Source organism: Microbacterium sp. 05N427, from assembly GCF_056397105.1.
The window spans coordinates 216,813-233,448 of record NZ_JBFTMT010000002.1 but is presented as its reverse complement, the minus strand read 5'-3'; the positions used below and the strand labels follow the sequence as shown (position 1 = coordinate 233,448).

Genomic DNA, 16,636 nt, shown 5'->3' with positions numbered 1-16,636 from the left:
GAGCCCGACGGACTCATCCAGGTTCTCCTAAGGCTGGGATGCTGCTCGCGCGGGCGCGCGCGAGTCGTCCCGCGTCTCCTCTGGTGTCTGGTCGACGGTGGGAGGGCGGTTGTCGCCCAGTCGCAGCACGGAGGCCGCCGCCCCGAGCACGAGCCCGACCGCGCCCGCCACGGAGAGCGGCTCACCCAGCACGATCAGCGCCGTGACGGCCGTTGCCGCGGGGATCACGCTGAACAGGATCGACGCGGCATCCGCTCCGACGGCGCGCACGAGGGCCGAGTACAGCACGGTCCCGCCCAGACCGATCGCGACGATCCCGCCGAGGAGCGCCCAGGACGCGAGGCCGGAAGGCGGACGCGGGGGCTCGGTCAGCGCCAGCGCACCCACGACCGGCGTGGAGACCACGACGCCGATCAGGGTGAACATCGCCGGGTGGACCTCGCGCAGGGACCGCCCCTGCCAGAGCGCCCCGAGCGAGACCCCCAGCAGAGATCCGCCCACGCTGAGGATCATCGGACCGATCCGTGGATCCGCGAGCGCGATCGGCAGGCAGGCGACGATGACCGCGGCCGCTCCGAGCGCGGTCGACAGCAGAGCCCGGCGAGAGGCGCGCCGACGCAGGATCAGACGCGACAGCAACGCGGTCACGACAGGGTTCATCGCGATCACGAGAGCGGTGAACCCCGCGCCGACGCCGTGCCCGAGCGCCCAGTAGGTGCCGACGAATTGTCCCGCCTGCGACAGCAGCCCGGCGCCGGCTGCGGCCGCCAGGAGGCGACCGCGCGGAACGGGCGTGCGGAGCAGCGCGCACGCCACGAGCAGCACGAGCACGGAGAGCCCGAAGCGCAGCAGGAGCAGCAGGAACGGGCTCATCGTGCGCAGGGCGAGCGAGGTCAGTGCATAGTTCACCGCATAGAGCGTCACCATGGTGCACGCGGAGACGGCGACGGTCGTTCTGGTCATGCCGCCAGGTTCGCCGCTCGCCGCTTCCGTCGACGCATCACATCACGAATCCTGATGGATAGCCCTACCTGTCGTCGCGGTGCCGCAGGATGGATCCATGAGCAGCATGGAGATCGCTGAGCTGCGCAGCCTCATCGCGGTCGCGGCGTTCGCCGGCGTCGGCCGGGCGGCGACCGCGCTGCACCTCTCCCAGCCCACGGTCTCGGCGCACCTGCGCCGCCTCGAGGCCACGCTCGGCCTTCCCCTCGTCGAGCGGCGCGGACGCAGCATCGCGTTCACCGTCGCCGGCGAGTCGCTCGTGCGCGACGCGCACCGCATCGTCGCGCTGCACGACGAGGCCCTCGACCGGATCGTCGGGACACCCGGGGATGACATCGTCGTCGCGTCGACCGACATGGCCAACGCCTCCATCCTGCAGACCGTGACCAGGGTGCTCTCCGATCGGCACCCCGAGCGGAGGGTCCGATTCCGTTTCCACCGCACCGACAGCCTGCGCCGCTTCGTCCGCGCGCACACCGCCGACGTCGTCCTCGGCTACGGCGACCTCGGCCCTGGGCGCATCGACATCGGCCCCGTCCCGCTCGCCTGGTTCGGCGCGGTGGGCACCCCCGCGGACGCCGGGCTCATCGTGTTCTCGCCGCCGTGCACCCTGCGCGACGCGATCCTCGCCGCCCCTGCGGGCGAGCGGCGCACGGTGGTGCGCGAGTGCCTCGACCTGTCCAGCGTGCTCGCGACCGTGCGTTCCGGGGCGGGGATCACAGCACTGCCGGCGTTCCACCGGACCGAATCGCAGCTCCGCGAGCTCGACCTGCCGGCTCCCCCGCCGCTCCCGCTGACGATGGTCGCCTCGGAGCGCATCCCCGCGGACACGCGGAACTCCCTGATCGCGGAGCTCCGCCGAGCCGTGGCGAGCGTCTGAGGCTGCCGCCTACTTCTTGTCCTTGCCTTCGACGTCTCCCGAGAGCGCGGCGATGAACGCCTCCTGGGGGACCTCGACGCGGCCGACCATCTTCATGCGCTTCTTGCCCTCCTTCTGCTTCTCGAGGAGCTTGCGCTTACGGGTGATGTCGCCGCCGTAGCACTTGGCGAGAACGTCCTTGCGAATGGCTCGGATCGTCTCGCGAGCGATGATGCGGGCGCCGATCGCGGCCTGGATCGGCACCTCGAACTGCTGCCGCGGGATGAGCTTGCGCAGCCGCTCGGCCATCATCGTGCCGTAGGCGTATGCCTTGTCGCGGTGCACGATCGAGCTGAACGCGTCGACCTTGTCGCCCTGCAGCAGGATGTCGACCTTGACGAGATCCGCCTCCTGCGATCCGGCGGGCTCGTAGTCCAGCGAGGCGTAGCCCTGCGTCTTGGACTTGAGCTGGTCGAAGAAGTCGAACACGATCTCGCCGAGCGGGATCATGTAGCGCAGCTCGACGCGCTCCTCGGAGAAGTACTCCATGCCCAGCAGCGATCCGCGCCGGGTCTGGCAGAGCTCCATCACGGTGCCGACGTAGTCCTTGGGCAGCAGGATGGCCGCCTTCACCATCGGCTCGGAGACGGATCCGATCCGTCCGTCCGGGTACTCGCTGGGGTTCGTGACGGTGACCGTCTCCCCCGTGTCTGAGGTGAGGACCTCGTAGATCACGCTCGGCGCGGTCGTGATGAGATCCAGCCCGAACTCGCGCGACAGGCGCTCGGTGATGATCTCCAGGTGCAGCAGGCCGAGGAATCCGCAGCGGAACCCGAAGCCGAGTGCGACCGAGGTCTCCGGCTCGTACTGCAGCGATGCGTCGGAGAGCTTGAGCTTGTCCAGTGCTTCGCGCAGCTCCGCGTAGTCGCTGCCGTCGATCGGGTAGATGCCGCTGAAGACCATCGGCTTCGGGTCGGTGTAACCGGCCAGGGCGACGGATGCCGGCTTCCTGGCGGTCGTGACGGTGTCACCGACCTTCGACAGGCGCACGTCCTTGACACCGGTGATCAGGTAGCCCACCTCCCCGACACCCAGGCCCTGGGTCGGGGTCGGCTCCGGGCTGGACACGCCGATCTCGATGAGCTCGTGGTTCGCCCCCGTCGACATCATCTGGATGCGTTCCCGCGGTGCCAGCGAGCCGTCGATCATGCGGACGTAGGTGACCACTCCCCGGTAGGCGTCGTACACCGAGTCGAAGATCATGGCGCGGGCCGGCGCATCCGCATCGCCCTTCGGCGCGGGGATCTCCTGCACGATCCGGTCGAGCAGCTCCTCGACTCCGGCGCCTGTCTTGCCCGAGACGCGCAGGACGTCCTCCGGCTTGCCGCCGATGAGCGAGGCGAGCTCCTTCGCGTACTTCTCCGGGTCCGCGGCCGGCAGATCGATCTTGTTGAGAACCGGGATGATGTGGAGGTCGTTCTCGAGCGCGAGGTAGAGGTTGGCGAGCGTCTGCGCCTCGATGCCCTGCGCGGCGTCGACGAGGAGGATGGCGCCCTCGCACGCCGCAAGCGACCGGGACACCTCGTACGTGAAGTCGACGTGCCCTGGCGTATCGATCATGTTCAGCGCGACGGTCTCGCCACCGATCTGCCACGGCATGCGCACGGCCTGGCTCTTGATCGTGATGCCGCGCTCGCGCTCGATGTCCATGCGGTCGAGATACTGGGCACGCATGTCGCGGTCCGACACCACGCCGGTGATCTGGAGCATCCGGTCGGCCAGGGTCGACTTGCCGTGATCGATGTGGGCGATGATGCAGAAGTTGCGGATCTGCTGCGGGGGCGTGGCGGCCGGCTGCAGCGGAGTGAGGGCGCGAGGTGACATGGGGTCCTGAACGATGCGGGTCCGGCGGGCGGATCGGGCTGGCCCGGGAGTGAACCGGGTATCCCGACGATTCTACGGGAGTGCTCGGCGGGCCATCCCGCATGCCCTTCCCGCGCCTTCCACACGCGCAGACTGAGGCGAGCCTCATCCCACATCGCGCCCGGCCGGTGATAGTCTCGCGAAGTTGCCGCGCCCCCGGAACCGGGTCTCAGCGGTGACAACACTCCGTCCCGCGCTGCGCGGGGTGGAGCACCGTGTCACCGGTTCGGGTCGTGTTGATATGGCAACGACCCAGCGCTGCGTCGGAGATCCCGCGCGGTGTCTGTGACAAGAGAGAGAACACCATCTTGATCAAGTATCTGCTGCGCCGAGCACTCGGCTGGCTCCTCATGATCGTGGTGGCGACCAATGTCACGTACTTCCTCGCGTGGGCCTTCCTCGATCCCCGCAGCAATTACGTCGGACGTCGCCCTCCGCTCAGCGAGGACCAGATCAATCGACTCCTAGAACCCCGCAACCTCAGCGACACCACGCCGCTGCTGCAGCGCTGGTGGGGCTGGTTCACGGACATCGTCCTGCATTGGAACTGGGGCATGAGCCCGACCGGACAGTCGGTGAACGCTCAGATCTCCTACCGCATGTGGGTCTCCGGCGAACTCGTGCTCGGCGCGACCATCCTCGCGGCCGTGCTCGGCATCGCGGTCGGCGTCTACACCGCCTCGCGGCAGTACAAGGTCGCGGATCGGGTCTGGCAGGGCATCTCGATCGTCACGATGAACATCCCGATCATCGTCGCGGCCCTCGGCATCGTCCTCGGCGCGATCGCGATCAACGACGCGCTCGGCTTCCGCCTCTTCTACGTCACCGGCGCCTCGAGCGATGGCGTGACCGGCTTCTTCCCGGTGCTGATCGACTCGCTGCAGCACCTCATCCTGCCGACCATCGCGCTCGTGTTCATCGGGTACTCGAGTTATCACTTCCTGCAGCGATCCCTGCTGCTGGACAACATCAAGGCCGACTACGTGCGCACCGCACGGGCGAAGGGCCTGACGAAGCAGCAGGCGATCCGCAAGCACGCGCTGCGCACATCCCTGATCCCCGTGGCGACACAGCTGGCGTTCAGCATCCCGACCGTCTTCACCGGAGCCGTGCTGACCGAGACGATCTTCGCGTGGAACGGCATGGGCCGTTACTTCGTGCAGACCATCGGCACGAACGACGTGCACGGAGTGGTGGCCATCGCCGCCTTCACCGCCGTGCTCACCGCGATCGGCGCGATCCTCGCCGACGTCGCCGTGGTGGTCCTCGATCCGCGAGTGAGGGTGAGCTGACATGACTTCCGCAACCATCCAGCCCCCTGTCGGGCCCGACACCACCGCAGCGCGCATCCCGCGCAAGCGCATCGGCACGTTCCGGCTCTACTACCGCCGCTTCGTGCGCAACCGCCCCGCGGTCGCGGGCGTGTTCGTCTTCGCCTTCCTGGTGCTGTTCGCCGTCGCGGGGCCGCTGATCGCGCAGTTCAGCTTCAGCGAGCTCGACTTCCTGGCACTCGGCACCCCGCCCGACGGCACCCACTGGTTCGGCACCGCCGCCGACGGCGGCGATCTGTTCGCACAGACCGCGGTCGGCCTGCAGCGCTCGCTGATGATCGCGCTCACGGTCTCGATCGGCACCACGGTGATCTCCGCGATCGTCGGCACCGCGGCCGCCTACTTCGGTGGCACGACCGAGCGCATCATCCTCCTGATCATCCACTTCCTCATGGTCGTGCCGACGTTCCTGATCCTCGCGCTGGTGTCCTCCAACGCGGGCGGCGACTGGCGCGTGATCTCGGCGGCGATGATCTTCATCAGCTGGTTCTTCCCCGCGCGGGTCATCTGGACCATGGCCCTGTCGCTCCGCGAGCGCGAGTACGTGCATGCCGCGCGCTACATGGGCGTGCCGGGTATGAAGATCGTGCTCCGCCACCTGCTGCCGAACATCGGCTCGCTGCTGGTGATCAACTTCACGCTCGGCGTCGTCGGCGCGGTCATCACCGAGACGGGGCTGTCCTTCATCGGCTTCGGCGTGAAGATCCCCGACGTCTCGCTCGGATCCCTCATCGGCATCGGCGCGAACTCGCTCTCCAGCGCGCCGTGGACCTTCTACTTCCCCGCGCTCGCGCTGACTCTGCTCACCGTCTCGATGGCGCTCGTCGCCGACGGTCTGCGTGACGCGCTCGATCCCACCTCGGCGGCGGGAGGCCGCGCATGACCACTCCTCTTCTCTCCGTCCGCGATCTGCACGTCAGCTTCGCCTCCGAGGCCGGCCGCGTCGACGCCGTCCGCGGCGTCTCCTTCGACCTCGAACCCGGTCGCACGCTCAGCATCGTCGGCGAGTCCGGATCCGGTAAATCCGTCACGTCGCTCGCCATCATGGGCCTGCTCGACGACAACGCCAAGGTCACCGGCTCGATCATGTTCGACGGCATCGAACTCGTCGGCAAGGGCGACAAGGAGCTGTCCACGCTGCGCGGCAACGGGATCGCGATGATCTTCCAGGATCCGCTGACCTCGCTCACGCCCGTCTACACGATCGGCGATCAGCTCGTCGAGGCGCTCACGGTGCACCGCAGCATGTCGCACGCGGATGCGAACGCGCGTGCGATCGAGCTTCTCCGCATGGTCGGCATCCCGAGCCCGGAACGGCGGCTGAAGTCGTTCCCGCACGAGTTCTCGGGCGGAATGCGCCAGCGCGTCGTCATCGCGATCGCGATGGCGAACAATCCCAAGCTGATCATCGCGGACGAGCCCACCACGGCGCTCGACGTGACGATCCAGGCGCAGATCCTCGATCTCATCGCCACCGCGCAACGGGAGACCGGCGCCGCGGTCATCATGATCACGCACGACATGGGCGTGGTCGCGAAGACCGCCGACGATGTGCTCGTGATGTACGCCGGCAAGCCCGTCGAGCAGGCGCCCGTGCGCGAGCTGTTCCACGAGACCCGGATGCCGTACTCGATCGGCCTTCTGGGAGCGATCCCCCGCGTCGACAAGGCGGAGAAGTCTCCGCTGGTGCCGATCAAGGGCAACCCGCCCCTGCTCGTGAACCTGCCCGACGAATGCCCGTTCGTGGCACGGTGCCCGATCGCGACCGAAGCGTGCCGCGTCCGCGAGCCCGAACTGCGCCCGATCGCGACGGCCGAGGGCGGCGCGCACCTGGTCGCCTGCGTCCGCGCGGACGAGATCGAGAACGGGATGATCGGCGGAGCACCCGTGTATCCCGTGCCCGAGCTTCCGACGAGCGCGCTGGACCGCGTACCCCGCGAGGACCGGCCCATCACGCTCGACGTGAAGAACATGCAGAAGACGTTCCCGCTCACCAAGGGCGCGTTCCTCAAGCGCAAGGTCGGCGAGGTGCACGCGGTCAAGGGCCTCACCTTCGACATCCGCGAGGGCGAGACCATGGCCATCGTCGGCGAGTCCGGCTGCGGCAAGACGACGACGCTGCTGCAGATCATGGATCTGGTGAAGCAGACCGACGGCGAGATCACGATCGCGGGCACCAAAGTCTCCGAGCTCCACGGCGGCAAGGCCGAGCGCACGGTCCGTCGCGATCTGCAGATCGTGTTCCAGGACCCGATGGGCGCCCTCGACCCGCGTCTCACCGTCGCGGACGTCATCGCAGAACCGCTGCGCGCGATCGGAGTGCCGCGGACCGAAGCCGACGTGCGGGTGGACGAGCTCATGGACCTCGTGGGCCTGGACCCCGCGCATGCGAGCCGGTTCCCCGGCGCGTTCTCCGGCGGTCAGCGCCAGCGCATCGGCATCGCCCGCGCGCTCGCGACCAACCCGAAGATCGTCGTTCTGGACGAGCCGGTGTCGGCGCTCGACGTGTCGATCCAGGCCGGAGTGATCAACCTGCTCGACGAGCTCAAGGTCAAGCTCGGCCTGTCCTACCTCTTCGTCGCGCACGACCTCTCCGTGGTGCGGCACATCGCCGACCGCGTCGGCGTCATGTACCTCGGCGAGTTCGTCGAGCACGGCGACGTGGACGCGATCTTCGACAACCCCCAGCACCCGTACACGCAGGCGCTGCTCTCGGCCATCCCTGTGCCGGATCCCGACATCGAGCGCACCCGCGAGCGGATCGTGCTGCAGGGCGACCTGCCGAGCCCCACGGACCGCCGTGACGGCTGCTCGTTCGCCTCACGCTGCCCGCTGTACAAGATGCTCCCGCCGGAGCAGCAGTCGCGCTGCGAAACCGAGGCTCCGACCCTCAAGGGATCCGATGTGCACGCCAACGCGTGCCACTTCCGTTGACATCGAATCAATAACGGTATCGAGCCGCCTCCGGCGAATCTGGTTCATGCCGGTTAACTGTGTCTGTCCCCAAAAGAGCCGAAAGGCAATAGAAGGAGAACCATGAAGAAGCAGCACAAGCTGTGGGGCGTCGTCGCCCTCGGCGGGGCGCTGGCAATCGCCATCAGCGGTTGTTCAGCGGCCGGAAGCGCGGGCAACGGGAGCACCGACAAGCCTGCAGAGACCAAGACCGCGGACTACAACCCTCAGCCGCGCGAGAACCTCAAGCAGGGCGGCGAAGCACACTTCTGGATTGCAGAAGTGCCGCCGCAGATGAACTTCATGAGCGGCGACGCCTCCGCCGACACCGCGCGCCTGGCCGCGTGGTACATGCCGCAGGTGTTCCTCATGGACCCGGACGGCACCGTCAAGGCCAACCCCGCCTACCTCGACAAGTGGGACACCTCGGTCAAGGACGGCAAGACCGTCGTGACCATGAAGGTGAACGACAAGGCCGTCTGGAACGACGGCACTCCGATCGACTGGACCGCGTTCGAGACCACCTGGAAGGACAACAACGGATCCAACCCGGACTTCAAGGCCAACGCGACCGACGGCTACAAGGACATCGAGTCCGTCACCAAGGGCGCGACGGACAAGGACGTCATCGTGACGTTCAACCGTCAGTTCGCCTGGCCCGCGATGCCCTTCCTCACGGGCATCCTGCACCCCAAGGTGAACACGCCCGCGCTCTTCAACGACGCGTTCAACGGCAACGCGCGCCCCGAGTGGGGCGCCGGTCCGTACAAGCTCACGAACTACGACGTCAACGGCCAGAAGATCACCCTCGAGCCGAACGAGAAGTGGTGGGGCGACAAGCCGCTGCTGGACAAGGTCACCTTCGCGGGCATGGACCGCGCGGCCTCGCTCAACGCCTTCAAGAACGGTGAGGTCGACCAGGTCGAGACCACGTCCGCCGACGCGATCAAGCAGGTCTCGGGTGTCAAGGACGCTGTCACGTACCGCGCCCAGCAGACGGCCAAGACCGTGCTCCAGCTCGACAGCACCAAGCCGCAGCTGAAGGATCCGAAGGTGCGTCAGGCCTTCTTCTCGGCGATCGACATCGCTCAGCAGGAAAAGATCGCCTGGAACGGGCTGAACTACACCGAGCCGGCCGCGGGATCCCTGGTGCTCTACAACTTCCAGAAGGGCTACAAGGACTCCTTCAAGGAGGCCGGCCTCACGCACGACGTCGACGCCGCCAAGAAGCTGCTCGACGACGCCGGCTGGAAGGCGGGTTCCGACGGTATCCGCGAGAAGGACGGCGTCAAGCTGAGCGTCGTCTACCCCGTGTTCAGCGACAGCCCGGTTCAGGCCGCGCTCGCGAAGGCTCTGCAGCAGCAGGAGAAGGCCGTGGGCATCGATCTCAAGATCGAGACGCGCCCGTCGTCGAACTTCTCGACCGACCTGAGCACGAAGAACTGGGACGCCGTGAGCCTGCGTTTCACGGACTCCGACCCGTTCGGTCCGGCCTGGTTCTGCCAGATGTACTGCTCGGACAGCCAGCTGAACCTGTCCAGCACCGGCACCAAGGCGATCGACGAGAAGATCAAGAGCGAGATCGAGTCCCAGACCACGCCGGAGGCGTGGACCGAGGCCGCGATGAAGCTCGAGCCGGAGATCATGAAGGAGACCTGGGGCGTCATCGCGCTCTACAACGGTCCCGAGATCATCACCGCCAAGAAGGGTCTCGCCAACCTGACCCCGGAGACCTACGTGGGTCTCGACCTCTACGGCGTCACGCCGGTCGAGAACGTCGGCTGGGAGAAGTAACCACCCGTTGTTGCGGAGCGGGGTCGGTGGTTCGCCACCGGCCCCGCTTCGTCGTCAGCGCCGGCCGAGCGCGCCTAGAATGACGCGCATGCGCCGCTCCCCCGACTCGGTCCCGCCGGTCTCGGTCGTGCTCGTGCACGGGATCCGCACCTCGGCCACGATGTGGCGTGCGCAGGAGGATTTCCTCGCCGAACGCGGCAACCCCGCGATCGCGATCGACCTGCCCGGCCACGGTACCCGCATGGACGAGCCGTTCTCGCTCGATGAGGCGATGCGCACGATCGACGCCGCCGTGCGCGGCACCGATGGACCAGTGCTGCTGGTCGGACACTCGATGGGCGGGCTGCTGTCGACCGCATACGCCGGGGCAGATCCTGCGCCGCCGATCGCCGGCTTCATCGGCGCATCGTGCACCGCGCTCCCCCGCGGCGCCGGACTCGCCGCCTATCGCGTGCTGGCGGGCGCGCTGAACGCGATGCCGGATCGAGGGTTGTGGCTCAGCCAGCAGGTGCTCGACGCGACGCTCCCCTCCTCGACGCGCGAGGACTTCGGCGCGGGCGGCTACGCCATGGCGGCGCAGGACGAGGCGCTGCGCTCGCTCGCCGTGCTGGATCTGGTCTCCGCGGTTCCTCGGATACACGTCCCGACCTGGTACGTGAACGGACAGTTCGACCAGCTCCGCACGCACGAGACGCTGTACCGTCGGCTGGCGCCGCAGGCCGAGTTCATCATCGTTCCCCGCACGACGCATCTCGTGACCGCGATGCGTCCCCGGGTGTTCAATGCGGTGCTGCAGCTGGCACTGGCGACGCTGGAGACGACGCTCTGACCGCGTAGGTCATCGCCGCCCCCACGACCGAGAGCGCGGCCGCGGCGCCGAACAGCAGCCAGAACCCGCCGACGAGGGCGACGAGGCCCGCGCCGAGAAGCGGGCCCAGCAGCTGCCCGAGCTGCGCGGAGACGTTGACGAGTCCGAGGTCGCGCGCGTGGTCGTCCGGATCCTTCAGCAGATCCGTCGCGAACGCCAGGYTCACCGCCATGTACGCGCCGTAGCCCGCCCCCATGATCCCGGCGGCGACCGCTGTCATCTCGAACGAGGGACTGATCAGGATCACCACGCCGGAGACCGCCTGCACGACCGCGGAGACGGCGGTGATGGTACGGCGACGGCGCAGTGGGCTCGCGGAGGGTCGATCCGAGAGGATGCCGGCGATGACCGAGGCGATCACGACGAAGACCGTGTAGATCACGATCAGGATCAGCAGGTCGTCCTGGGCCGCAGCAGACGGGACGCGGACGCCGTAGAGCAGGAAGAACAACAGCAAAGAGGTGCCGAAGGCGTTGCCGATGTTCACCACGAAGCGGCTGATGAGCAGCCACAGGAAGTCGCGGTCACGCCACGACGCGGTACGGGAGGCGGTGCGCGGAGCGGGAAGGGCGAGCTCGTGCGCCGGCGCGTCCGGCAGCAGCAGCGCGGTGCCGGACCCGATCACCGCGATGATCGCGGCGAGCAGGTAGTAGGACTGCTCCACGTTCAGCCCGATCAGCACGACGGCCCCCACGCCGACGACGATGCCGACCGCCTGCGCAGAGCTCGCGGCGGCGGCGGCCGCGCCGCGCTGGGTAGTGAGCTGATCCGCGATCATCGCCGTCAGGGCCGCGGAGGCGACAGATACGCCGACCGAGACGACGATCCAGGCGCCGCCGAYGGCGACAGGACCCGTCACCAGGCCCGTGAGCACGAGCCCGACGGCAGCGACCAGGGATCCGCCGATCGCCCACGGCCTCCGCCGGCCCCAGCGCGAGCGGGTGCGGTCGGACCAGCGGCCGGACACGGGTGCGGCGACGATGCCGACGAGTCCGCCCACCGACAGCACGACGCCCGCCCACACGACGCCGGCGATCCAGTTCTCGCCCGGTGCGCCGGTGTCGAGTTGCAGCGGCAGGAGGAGCTGGATCGGTGTGAGCTGGACGGTCCAGATCGCGAGCCACGCGAGGGTGAACAGCGTCATCCAGAGCGGGCCGACCCTCCTCGCCGCGTTCGTGGCGGGGGTGCCGGAGTGTTCGGTCACGAGCGTGCCTCCTCGATGAGCGCGCGGTACCAGGAGTACGAGGCCTTCGGAGTGCGCTGCCCCGTGGCCATGTCGACGTGCACGAGTCCGAACCTCTGCGTGTACCCGTCGGCCCACTCGAAGTTGTCCAGCAGCGACCACACCGTGTACGCGTCGACCCGCACCCCCGCGCGCATCGCCGCGAGCACCGCGGCGAGGTGGCCGTGCAGATACGAGATCCTCGCGGCATCGTCGATCGGTGCGTCCACGTGGTCTGGCTCCGGGAATGATGCACCGTTCTCGGCGATCACCACCGCGGGCAGCGCGGCACCGTAGCGCTCTTTCGCATCGACGAGGAACGCGGTCAGCGCCTCCGGCACGATCGGCCAGAGCGGGCCGAACCCGGTGACGGGCGCACCCGGCGTGGGGACGACCTCGAAGGGAACCGGCCCCGCCGATGCCGCCACCGTGGTCGGGTTGTAGTAGTTCACGCCGTACAGCTCGCAGGGTGCGCTGATCAGGGCGAGGTCGCCGTCCTGCACGGGCAGCACGACGCCGAGCGGCTCCAGGTCGGGATAGCGACCGAGCAGCACCGGATCGGCGTATATCCGGTTGTGGATGAGGTCGTAGACATACGCGGCCTGCTGGTCGGCCTCGGAGTCGGACGCGGGCAGCACCTGCGTGTGGTTGTTGACGATCCCGACGCTGGTCGCGCCGCGCGCGTGCAGGATGCGCGCCGCATACCCGTGCGCGAGCAGCTGGTGATGCACGGTCGGCAGCGCATCGAAGAGCAGCGCGCGCCCCGGCGCGAGCTCCCCGATCGCGTAGCCCTGCAGCGTCGTGGAGACCGGTTCGTTGATCGTGTACCACTGCCGCACCCGGTCGCCGAGGGCGTCGGCGACCACCTCGGTGTACTGCGCGAACCGCTCCGCGGTCGTGCGGTTCAGCCAGCCGCCCGTCTCCTCCAGGCGGGAGGGCAGATCCCAGTGATACAGAGTGGGCGTCGGCGTGATCCCGGCGTCGAGGAGGCGATCGACGAGGCGGTCGTAGTAGGCAAGGCCCTGGGGACTCGGACGTCCGTCGGGGAGCACGCGCACCCACGACATCGAGAACCGGTACTCGTCGACGCCGAGCCTCGCCAGCAGTGCGACGTCCTCGTCGCCGCGATGGTAGCTGTCCGGTCCCGGATCCGCCGTGCTGCCGTCGCGCACGCGGCCCGGCGTCTCCACGAAGTCGTCCCAGATGGATCTGCCGCGGCCGTCCTCATCCCTCGCCCCCTCGATCTGGAAAGCCGCCGTCGCGGCGGAGAAGCGCAGCCGGCGAAGCGATGCGCGATCGAGCGGGGGCACGTCAGGGGTGACGGATTCGGGCATGGACGACTCCTTCGGGTCCGTCGCCAGCATGCACCATGGTGTGCCGCCGGTGCCATCACGACGCGCCCGGGACCCGGCCTGTGCTCCGGCGCTTCGCCGGTTCGGCATCAGACGGGATCCCTGATAAGATCGGTGATTGGCTTGCGTGTCAGGTCCCACCCCTGCACGCTGCCGGAGGCGCCCCTCTACCGCCAGGCCGGCACAACCATCCATCACTCGAACGAAGGTTTCCATCCGTGGCGAACATCAAGTCGCAGATCAAGCGCAACAAGACCAATGAGAAGGCGAACGAGCGCAACAAGGCCGTCAAGAGCGAGCTGAAGACCGCCGTCCGCAATACCCGCAAGGCTGTCGCCGGTGGCGACAAGGCCGCTGCCGAAGCCGCGCTGAAGACGGCGACGAAGAAGCTCGACAAGGCCGTCAGCAAGGGCGTCATCCACGCGAACCAGGCCGCGAACCGCAAGTCGTCGATCGCGAAGCAGGTCTCCGCTCTCTGAGCCGGATCCGACTCTGACGAAGGCCCGTTTCCCCTGGGGAGCGGGCCTTCGTCGCACCCTGGGCTTCGTCATGCCCCGGGCTCGTCGTCCGGGGGCTCGCCGTCCGCGTGATCCGTTTTCGGGGCGCCGATCCACGTTTTGGGGCGCGCCCCACCACGGAATCGCGGCGAGGCACGCCCCAAAACGCGAGGATGCGCCCCATTCGGGGCGAGGGCGCTCCCACGCGGGCGTTAGCGGACGGACTCGCCGTAAGGCGCGCGGGTCGCGATCACGGTGATCATGCGCTCGAGCGCGAAGATCGGGTCGCGGGCCGCACCCTTGACATCGGCATCCGCTCGCGCGGCGGCCTGGATCGCGAGGCCCAGGCTGCGTTCGTTCCAGCCGCTCAAGTCGCGGCGGGCACGATCCACCTGCCAGTCCTTCATGCCGAGCCGCGCTGCGAGGGCGGCGTTGGACTCCCGGGATCCCGCCACGCGCGCCATCGACCGCAGCTTCATCGCGAACGCGGCGACCATCGGCACCGGATCAGCACCGGACGCCAGCGCGTGCCGGAGCGCGATGAGCGCGTCGCCCAGGCGTCCCGCGATGGCCGTGTCGGCTACGACGAAGGCGGAGACCTCGACGCGCCCTCCGTAATAGCGCTCGACGAGGTCGGGGGTGACGTCCCCCTGCACATCATTGATGAGCTGCTGACAGGCCGCGGCGAGCTCGGTGATGTCGTCGGAGAATGCGGAGACCAGCGCTCGCAACGCCTGCGGCTGGATCCGGCGTCCGGCGACGCGGAACTCGCCCGCGGCGAAGTCGGCCTTCTCGTCGTCGCGCTTGATGGCGGGGCACGCGATCTCGATCCCACCGCCGGCGCCGGCACGGATCGCGTCGAGCAGCTTCTTGCCGCGGACGCTCGCACCGGTGTGCCGGAGCACGACCGTCGCCCCCTCCTGCGGATGCTCGAGATACGCGACGGCCTCGGCGAGGAACGCGTCGGTGCAGCGCTCGACCCCGGAGATGCGCAGYAGTCGCGGCTCGCCGAACAGCGACGGCGAGGCAAGGCCGAGCAGACTGCCGGACTCGTAGTCGTCGGCGCGCAGATCGCTGACCTCGAGCGCCGGGTCCTCGGCGCGCAGGTAGGCGCGCAACCCCGCGATCGCGCGCTCGGCGCAGATCTCCTCGGGTCCGGACACCAGGACGATCGGCGCCGGCCTCGGCTCACGCCATGGCACCTGCGGGATTTTCGCGCCCTTGCCCCCACGTCGTGCGGCGGAGGACGAGCGCGATGCGGGCATGGTTCCAGAGTACCGGCGGGCGCGGACGTCGACGGCGCCCCGAAGACGCTGGGATGCCCTGAGCCCGCTCACTTTCGGCACCGCGGGCCGGATCTGCATTCGGTCCAGATATCGACTTCCCTTCGTCGTCAGTTTCAGGTAGCCTGAAAGAGAGGCAAGGTCGCCTCCGTGCTCCGCACGAAGCGATGAAGCGATAAGGAGTGCCATGACTGCTGCGGACGTCTCCGTGACCGTCGAGGATCTGCCGGGCCTGGAGGGTGCCGAGTTCGGCCCGTCCTCGTGGCGCGAGGTCACCCAGGAGGAGGTGGATCTCTACGCCGTGGTGTCCGGCGACGACAACCCGATCCACATCGACGAAGAATTCGCCGCGACCACGCCGTTCGGCACGCGCATCGCCCATGGCCTGCTCACCCTGAGCCTCGTGGTCCCGCTCATGCGCGAGGTCTTCGAAGTCTCCGGCGCGAGCATGGGGATCAACTACGGCATGAACAGGGTGCGGTTCCCCGCCCCCGTTCCCGTCGGATCCCGTATCCGCCTGAGCGGACGGGTGGACGCCGTGACGGACATCGGCGGAGGGTGGCAGCTCGAGGTACCCGTGACTTTCGAGATCGAAGGCGGCGAGAAGCCCGCCTGCGTGGCCGAGCTGGTGCTGAGGTACTACCGATGAGCGGCGCGATCCGCCTGGACGGCAAGGTCGCGATCGTGACCGGCGCCGGCCGCAGCCTGGGGCGCGCCTACGCGATCGCCCTGGCCCAGGCAGGGGCCGCCGTGGTCGTCAATGATGTCGATGCCGGAACGGCGGCTCAGACCGCTGCCGACATCGAGGGCGCTGGGGGACGCGCCGCGGTCGTGGTGGGGCCGGTCGGTCCCACCACGACCGCCGAAGAGCTCGTCGCCACCGCGATCTCCTCCTTCGGACGGCTCGACATCCTCGTCGCGAACGCCGGTGTGCTGCGCGACCGGGTGCTGTGGAAGATGGAAGACGACGACTTCGACGCGGTGATCGGAACCCATCTTCGCGGATCCTTCACCTGCGGACGCGCCGCCGCGGTGGCCATGCGAGAGCAGGGATCTGGCGGGCGCATCGTGCTCATCGGCTCGCCCGCCGGTCAGTTCGGCAGCTTCGGCCAGACCAACTACGCTGCGGCGAAGGCCGGGCTCGTCGCGATGGCGCGCACCTGGTCCCTCGAACTCGCCCGCGCGGGGATCACCGTGAACGCCGTGGTCCCGACGGCCCTCTCCCCCATGACCGCGACGATCCCGGCCTACACACAGGTGTACGAGGACTACGTCGCGGGCGGGGAGATCCCCGTCGAATACCGGCGCGATCACGCGCTCGGCACTCCCGAGGACGTCGCCTCGCTGATCGTGTGGCTGGCCTCCGACGCTTCCGGTGAGGTGACAGGACAGGCGATCGGCATCGGCGGCGACCGGCTGACGCTCTATTCGCATCCCGCAGCGCTGCGAACGCTCGACCACGACGGCGGCTGGACCGCGGCGGAGCTCGACGACGCCTGGCGCGAGGATCTCTCCGCTGACGCCCAGCACTCCGGCCCGCCGCAGGGCTGATC

General features: G+C 68.6%; 14 protein-coding genes. 9 read left to right on the top strand and 5 right to left on the bottom strand.

The annotated features are described in order from the left end of the window. Positions 1-27: 27 nt before the first annotated feature. On the bottom strand, positions 28-963 hold the full coding sequence (locus AC1DG4_RS03705) for a DMT family transporter (protein ID WP_477380457.1): 936 nt from the start codon (positions 961-963) through the stop codon (positions 28-30). 97 nt (positions 964-1,060) lie between these two features. Between AC1DG4_RS03705 and AC1DG4_RS03700 the strand changes: the two genes are divergently transcribed. Then, positions 1,061-1,882: a LysR family transcriptional regulator gene (locus tag AC1DG4_RS03700; protein ID WP_477380459.1), complete on the top strand. Its 822-nt coding sequence runs from the start codon at positions 1,061-1,063 to the stop codon at positions 1,880-1,882. A gap of 9 nt (positions 1,883-1,891) precedes the next feature. Here the strand turns inward: AC1DG4_RS03700 and lepA are convergent, their stop codons facing one another. Next, positions 1,892-3,745 carry a translation elongation factor 4 gene (lepA, locus tag AC1DG4_RS03695; protein ID WP_477380461.1) on the bottom strand — a complete coding sequence of 618 codons (1,854 nt, stop codon included), beginning with the start codon at positions 3,743-3,745 and terminating at the stop codon, positions 1,892-1,894. A gap of 347 nt (positions 3,746-4,092) precedes the next feature. Here lepA and AC1DG4_RS03690 point away from each other — a divergent pair, with 347 nt between their 5' ends. The 5 genes from AC1DG4_RS03690 to AC1DG4_RS03670 all read left to right on the top strand — a co-directional run bounded on the left by AC1DG4_RS03690 (position 4,093) and on the right by AC1DG4_RS03670 (position 10,690). Further along, on the top strand, positions 4,093-5,076 hold the full coding sequence (locus tag AC1DG4_RS03690) for an ABC transporter permease (protein ID WP_477380463.1): 984 nt from the start codon (positions 4,093-4,095) through the stop codon (positions 5,074-5,076). A 1-nt stretch (position 5,077) separates the two neighbouring features. Beyond that, entirely contained in the window at positions 5,078-5,998 is a 921-nt protein-coding gene (locus tag AC1DG4_RS03685; protein WP_477380465.1) for an ABC transporter permease, read from the top strand. Beyond that, complete coding sequence (locus AC1DG4_RS03680) at positions 5,995-8,049, top strand: ABC transporter ATP-binding protein (protein WP_477380467.1); 2,055 nt, start codon at positions 5,995-5,997, stop codon at positions 8,047-8,049. The genes AC1DG4_RS03685 and AC1DG4_RS03680 overlap by 4 nt, the downstream gene beginning before the upstream one ends. A gap of 102 nt (positions 8,050-8,151) precedes the next feature. Then, a complete protein-coding gene (locus tag AC1DG4_RS03675; RefSeq protein ID WP_477380469.1) occupies positions 8,152-9,861 on the top strand; it encodes an ABC transporter family substrate-binding protein in 1,710 nt (569 codons plus the stop codon). Between the two features lie 88 nt (positions 9,862-9,949). Beyond that, positions 9,950-10,690, top strand: a complete 741-nt coding sequence (locus AC1DG4_RS03670) for an alpha/beta fold hydrolase (protein ID WP_477380471.1) — start codon at positions 9,950-9,952, stop codon at positions 10,688-10,690. Here AC1DG4_RS03670 and AC1DG4_RS03665 read toward each other — a convergent pair. Next, positions 10,641-11,933, bottom strand: coding sequence for an MFS transporter (locus AC1DG4_RS03665; protein ID WP_477421077.1), 1,293 nt, complete (start codon positions 11,931-11,933; stop codon positions 10,641-10,643). The two genes, AC1DG4_RS03670 and AC1DG4_RS03665, sit on opposite strands and share 50 nt — an antisense overlap. Continuing rightward, positions 11,930-13,285 (bottom strand): GH1 family beta-glucosidase, encoded by a 1,356-nt coding sequence (locus AC1DG4_RS03660; protein ID WP_477380475.1) that lies wholly within the window; start codon positions 13,283-13,285, stop codon positions 11,930-11,932. The genes AC1DG4_RS03665 and AC1DG4_RS03660 overlap by 4 nt, the downstream gene beginning before the upstream one ends. A 236-nt stretch (positions 13,286-13,521) precedes the next feature. Here AC1DG4_RS03660 and rpsT point away from each other — a divergent pair, with 236 nt between their 5' ends. Beyond that, positions 13,522-13,782: a 30S ribosomal protein S20 gene (gene rpsT / locus AC1DG4_RS03655; protein WP_477380477.1), complete on the top strand. Its 261-nt coding sequence runs from the start codon at positions 13,522-13,524 to the stop codon at positions 13,780-13,782. A gap of 230 nt (positions 13,783-14,012) precedes the next feature. Here the strand turns inward: rpsT and holA are convergent, their stop codons facing one another. Then, positions 14,013-15,065: a DNA polymerase III subunit delta gene (gene holA / locus AC1DG4_RS03650; protein WP_477380479.1), complete on the bottom strand. Its 1,053-nt coding sequence runs from the start codon at positions 15,063-15,065 to the stop codon at positions 14,013-14,015. A gap of 205 nt (positions 15,066-15,270) precedes the next feature. On the opposite strand from holA, the gene AC1DG4_RS03645 reads away from it, so the two are divergent. Further along, on the top strand, positions 15,271-15,732 hold the full coding sequence (locus AC1DG4_RS03645) for a MaoC family dehydratase (RefSeq protein ID WP_477380480.1): 462 nt from the start codon (positions 15,271-15,273) through the stop codon (positions 15,730-15,732). Then, positions 15,729-16,634: an SDR family NAD(P)-dependent oxidoreductase gene (locus tag AC1DG4_RS03640; RefSeq protein ID WP_477380482.1), complete on the top strand. Its 906-nt coding sequence runs from the start codon at positions 15,729-15,731 to the stop codon at positions 16,632-16,634. Before AC1DG4_RS03645 ends, AC1DG4_RS03640 begins: the two co-directional genes overlap by 4 nt. Positions 16,635-16,636: the final 2 nt, after the last annotated feature.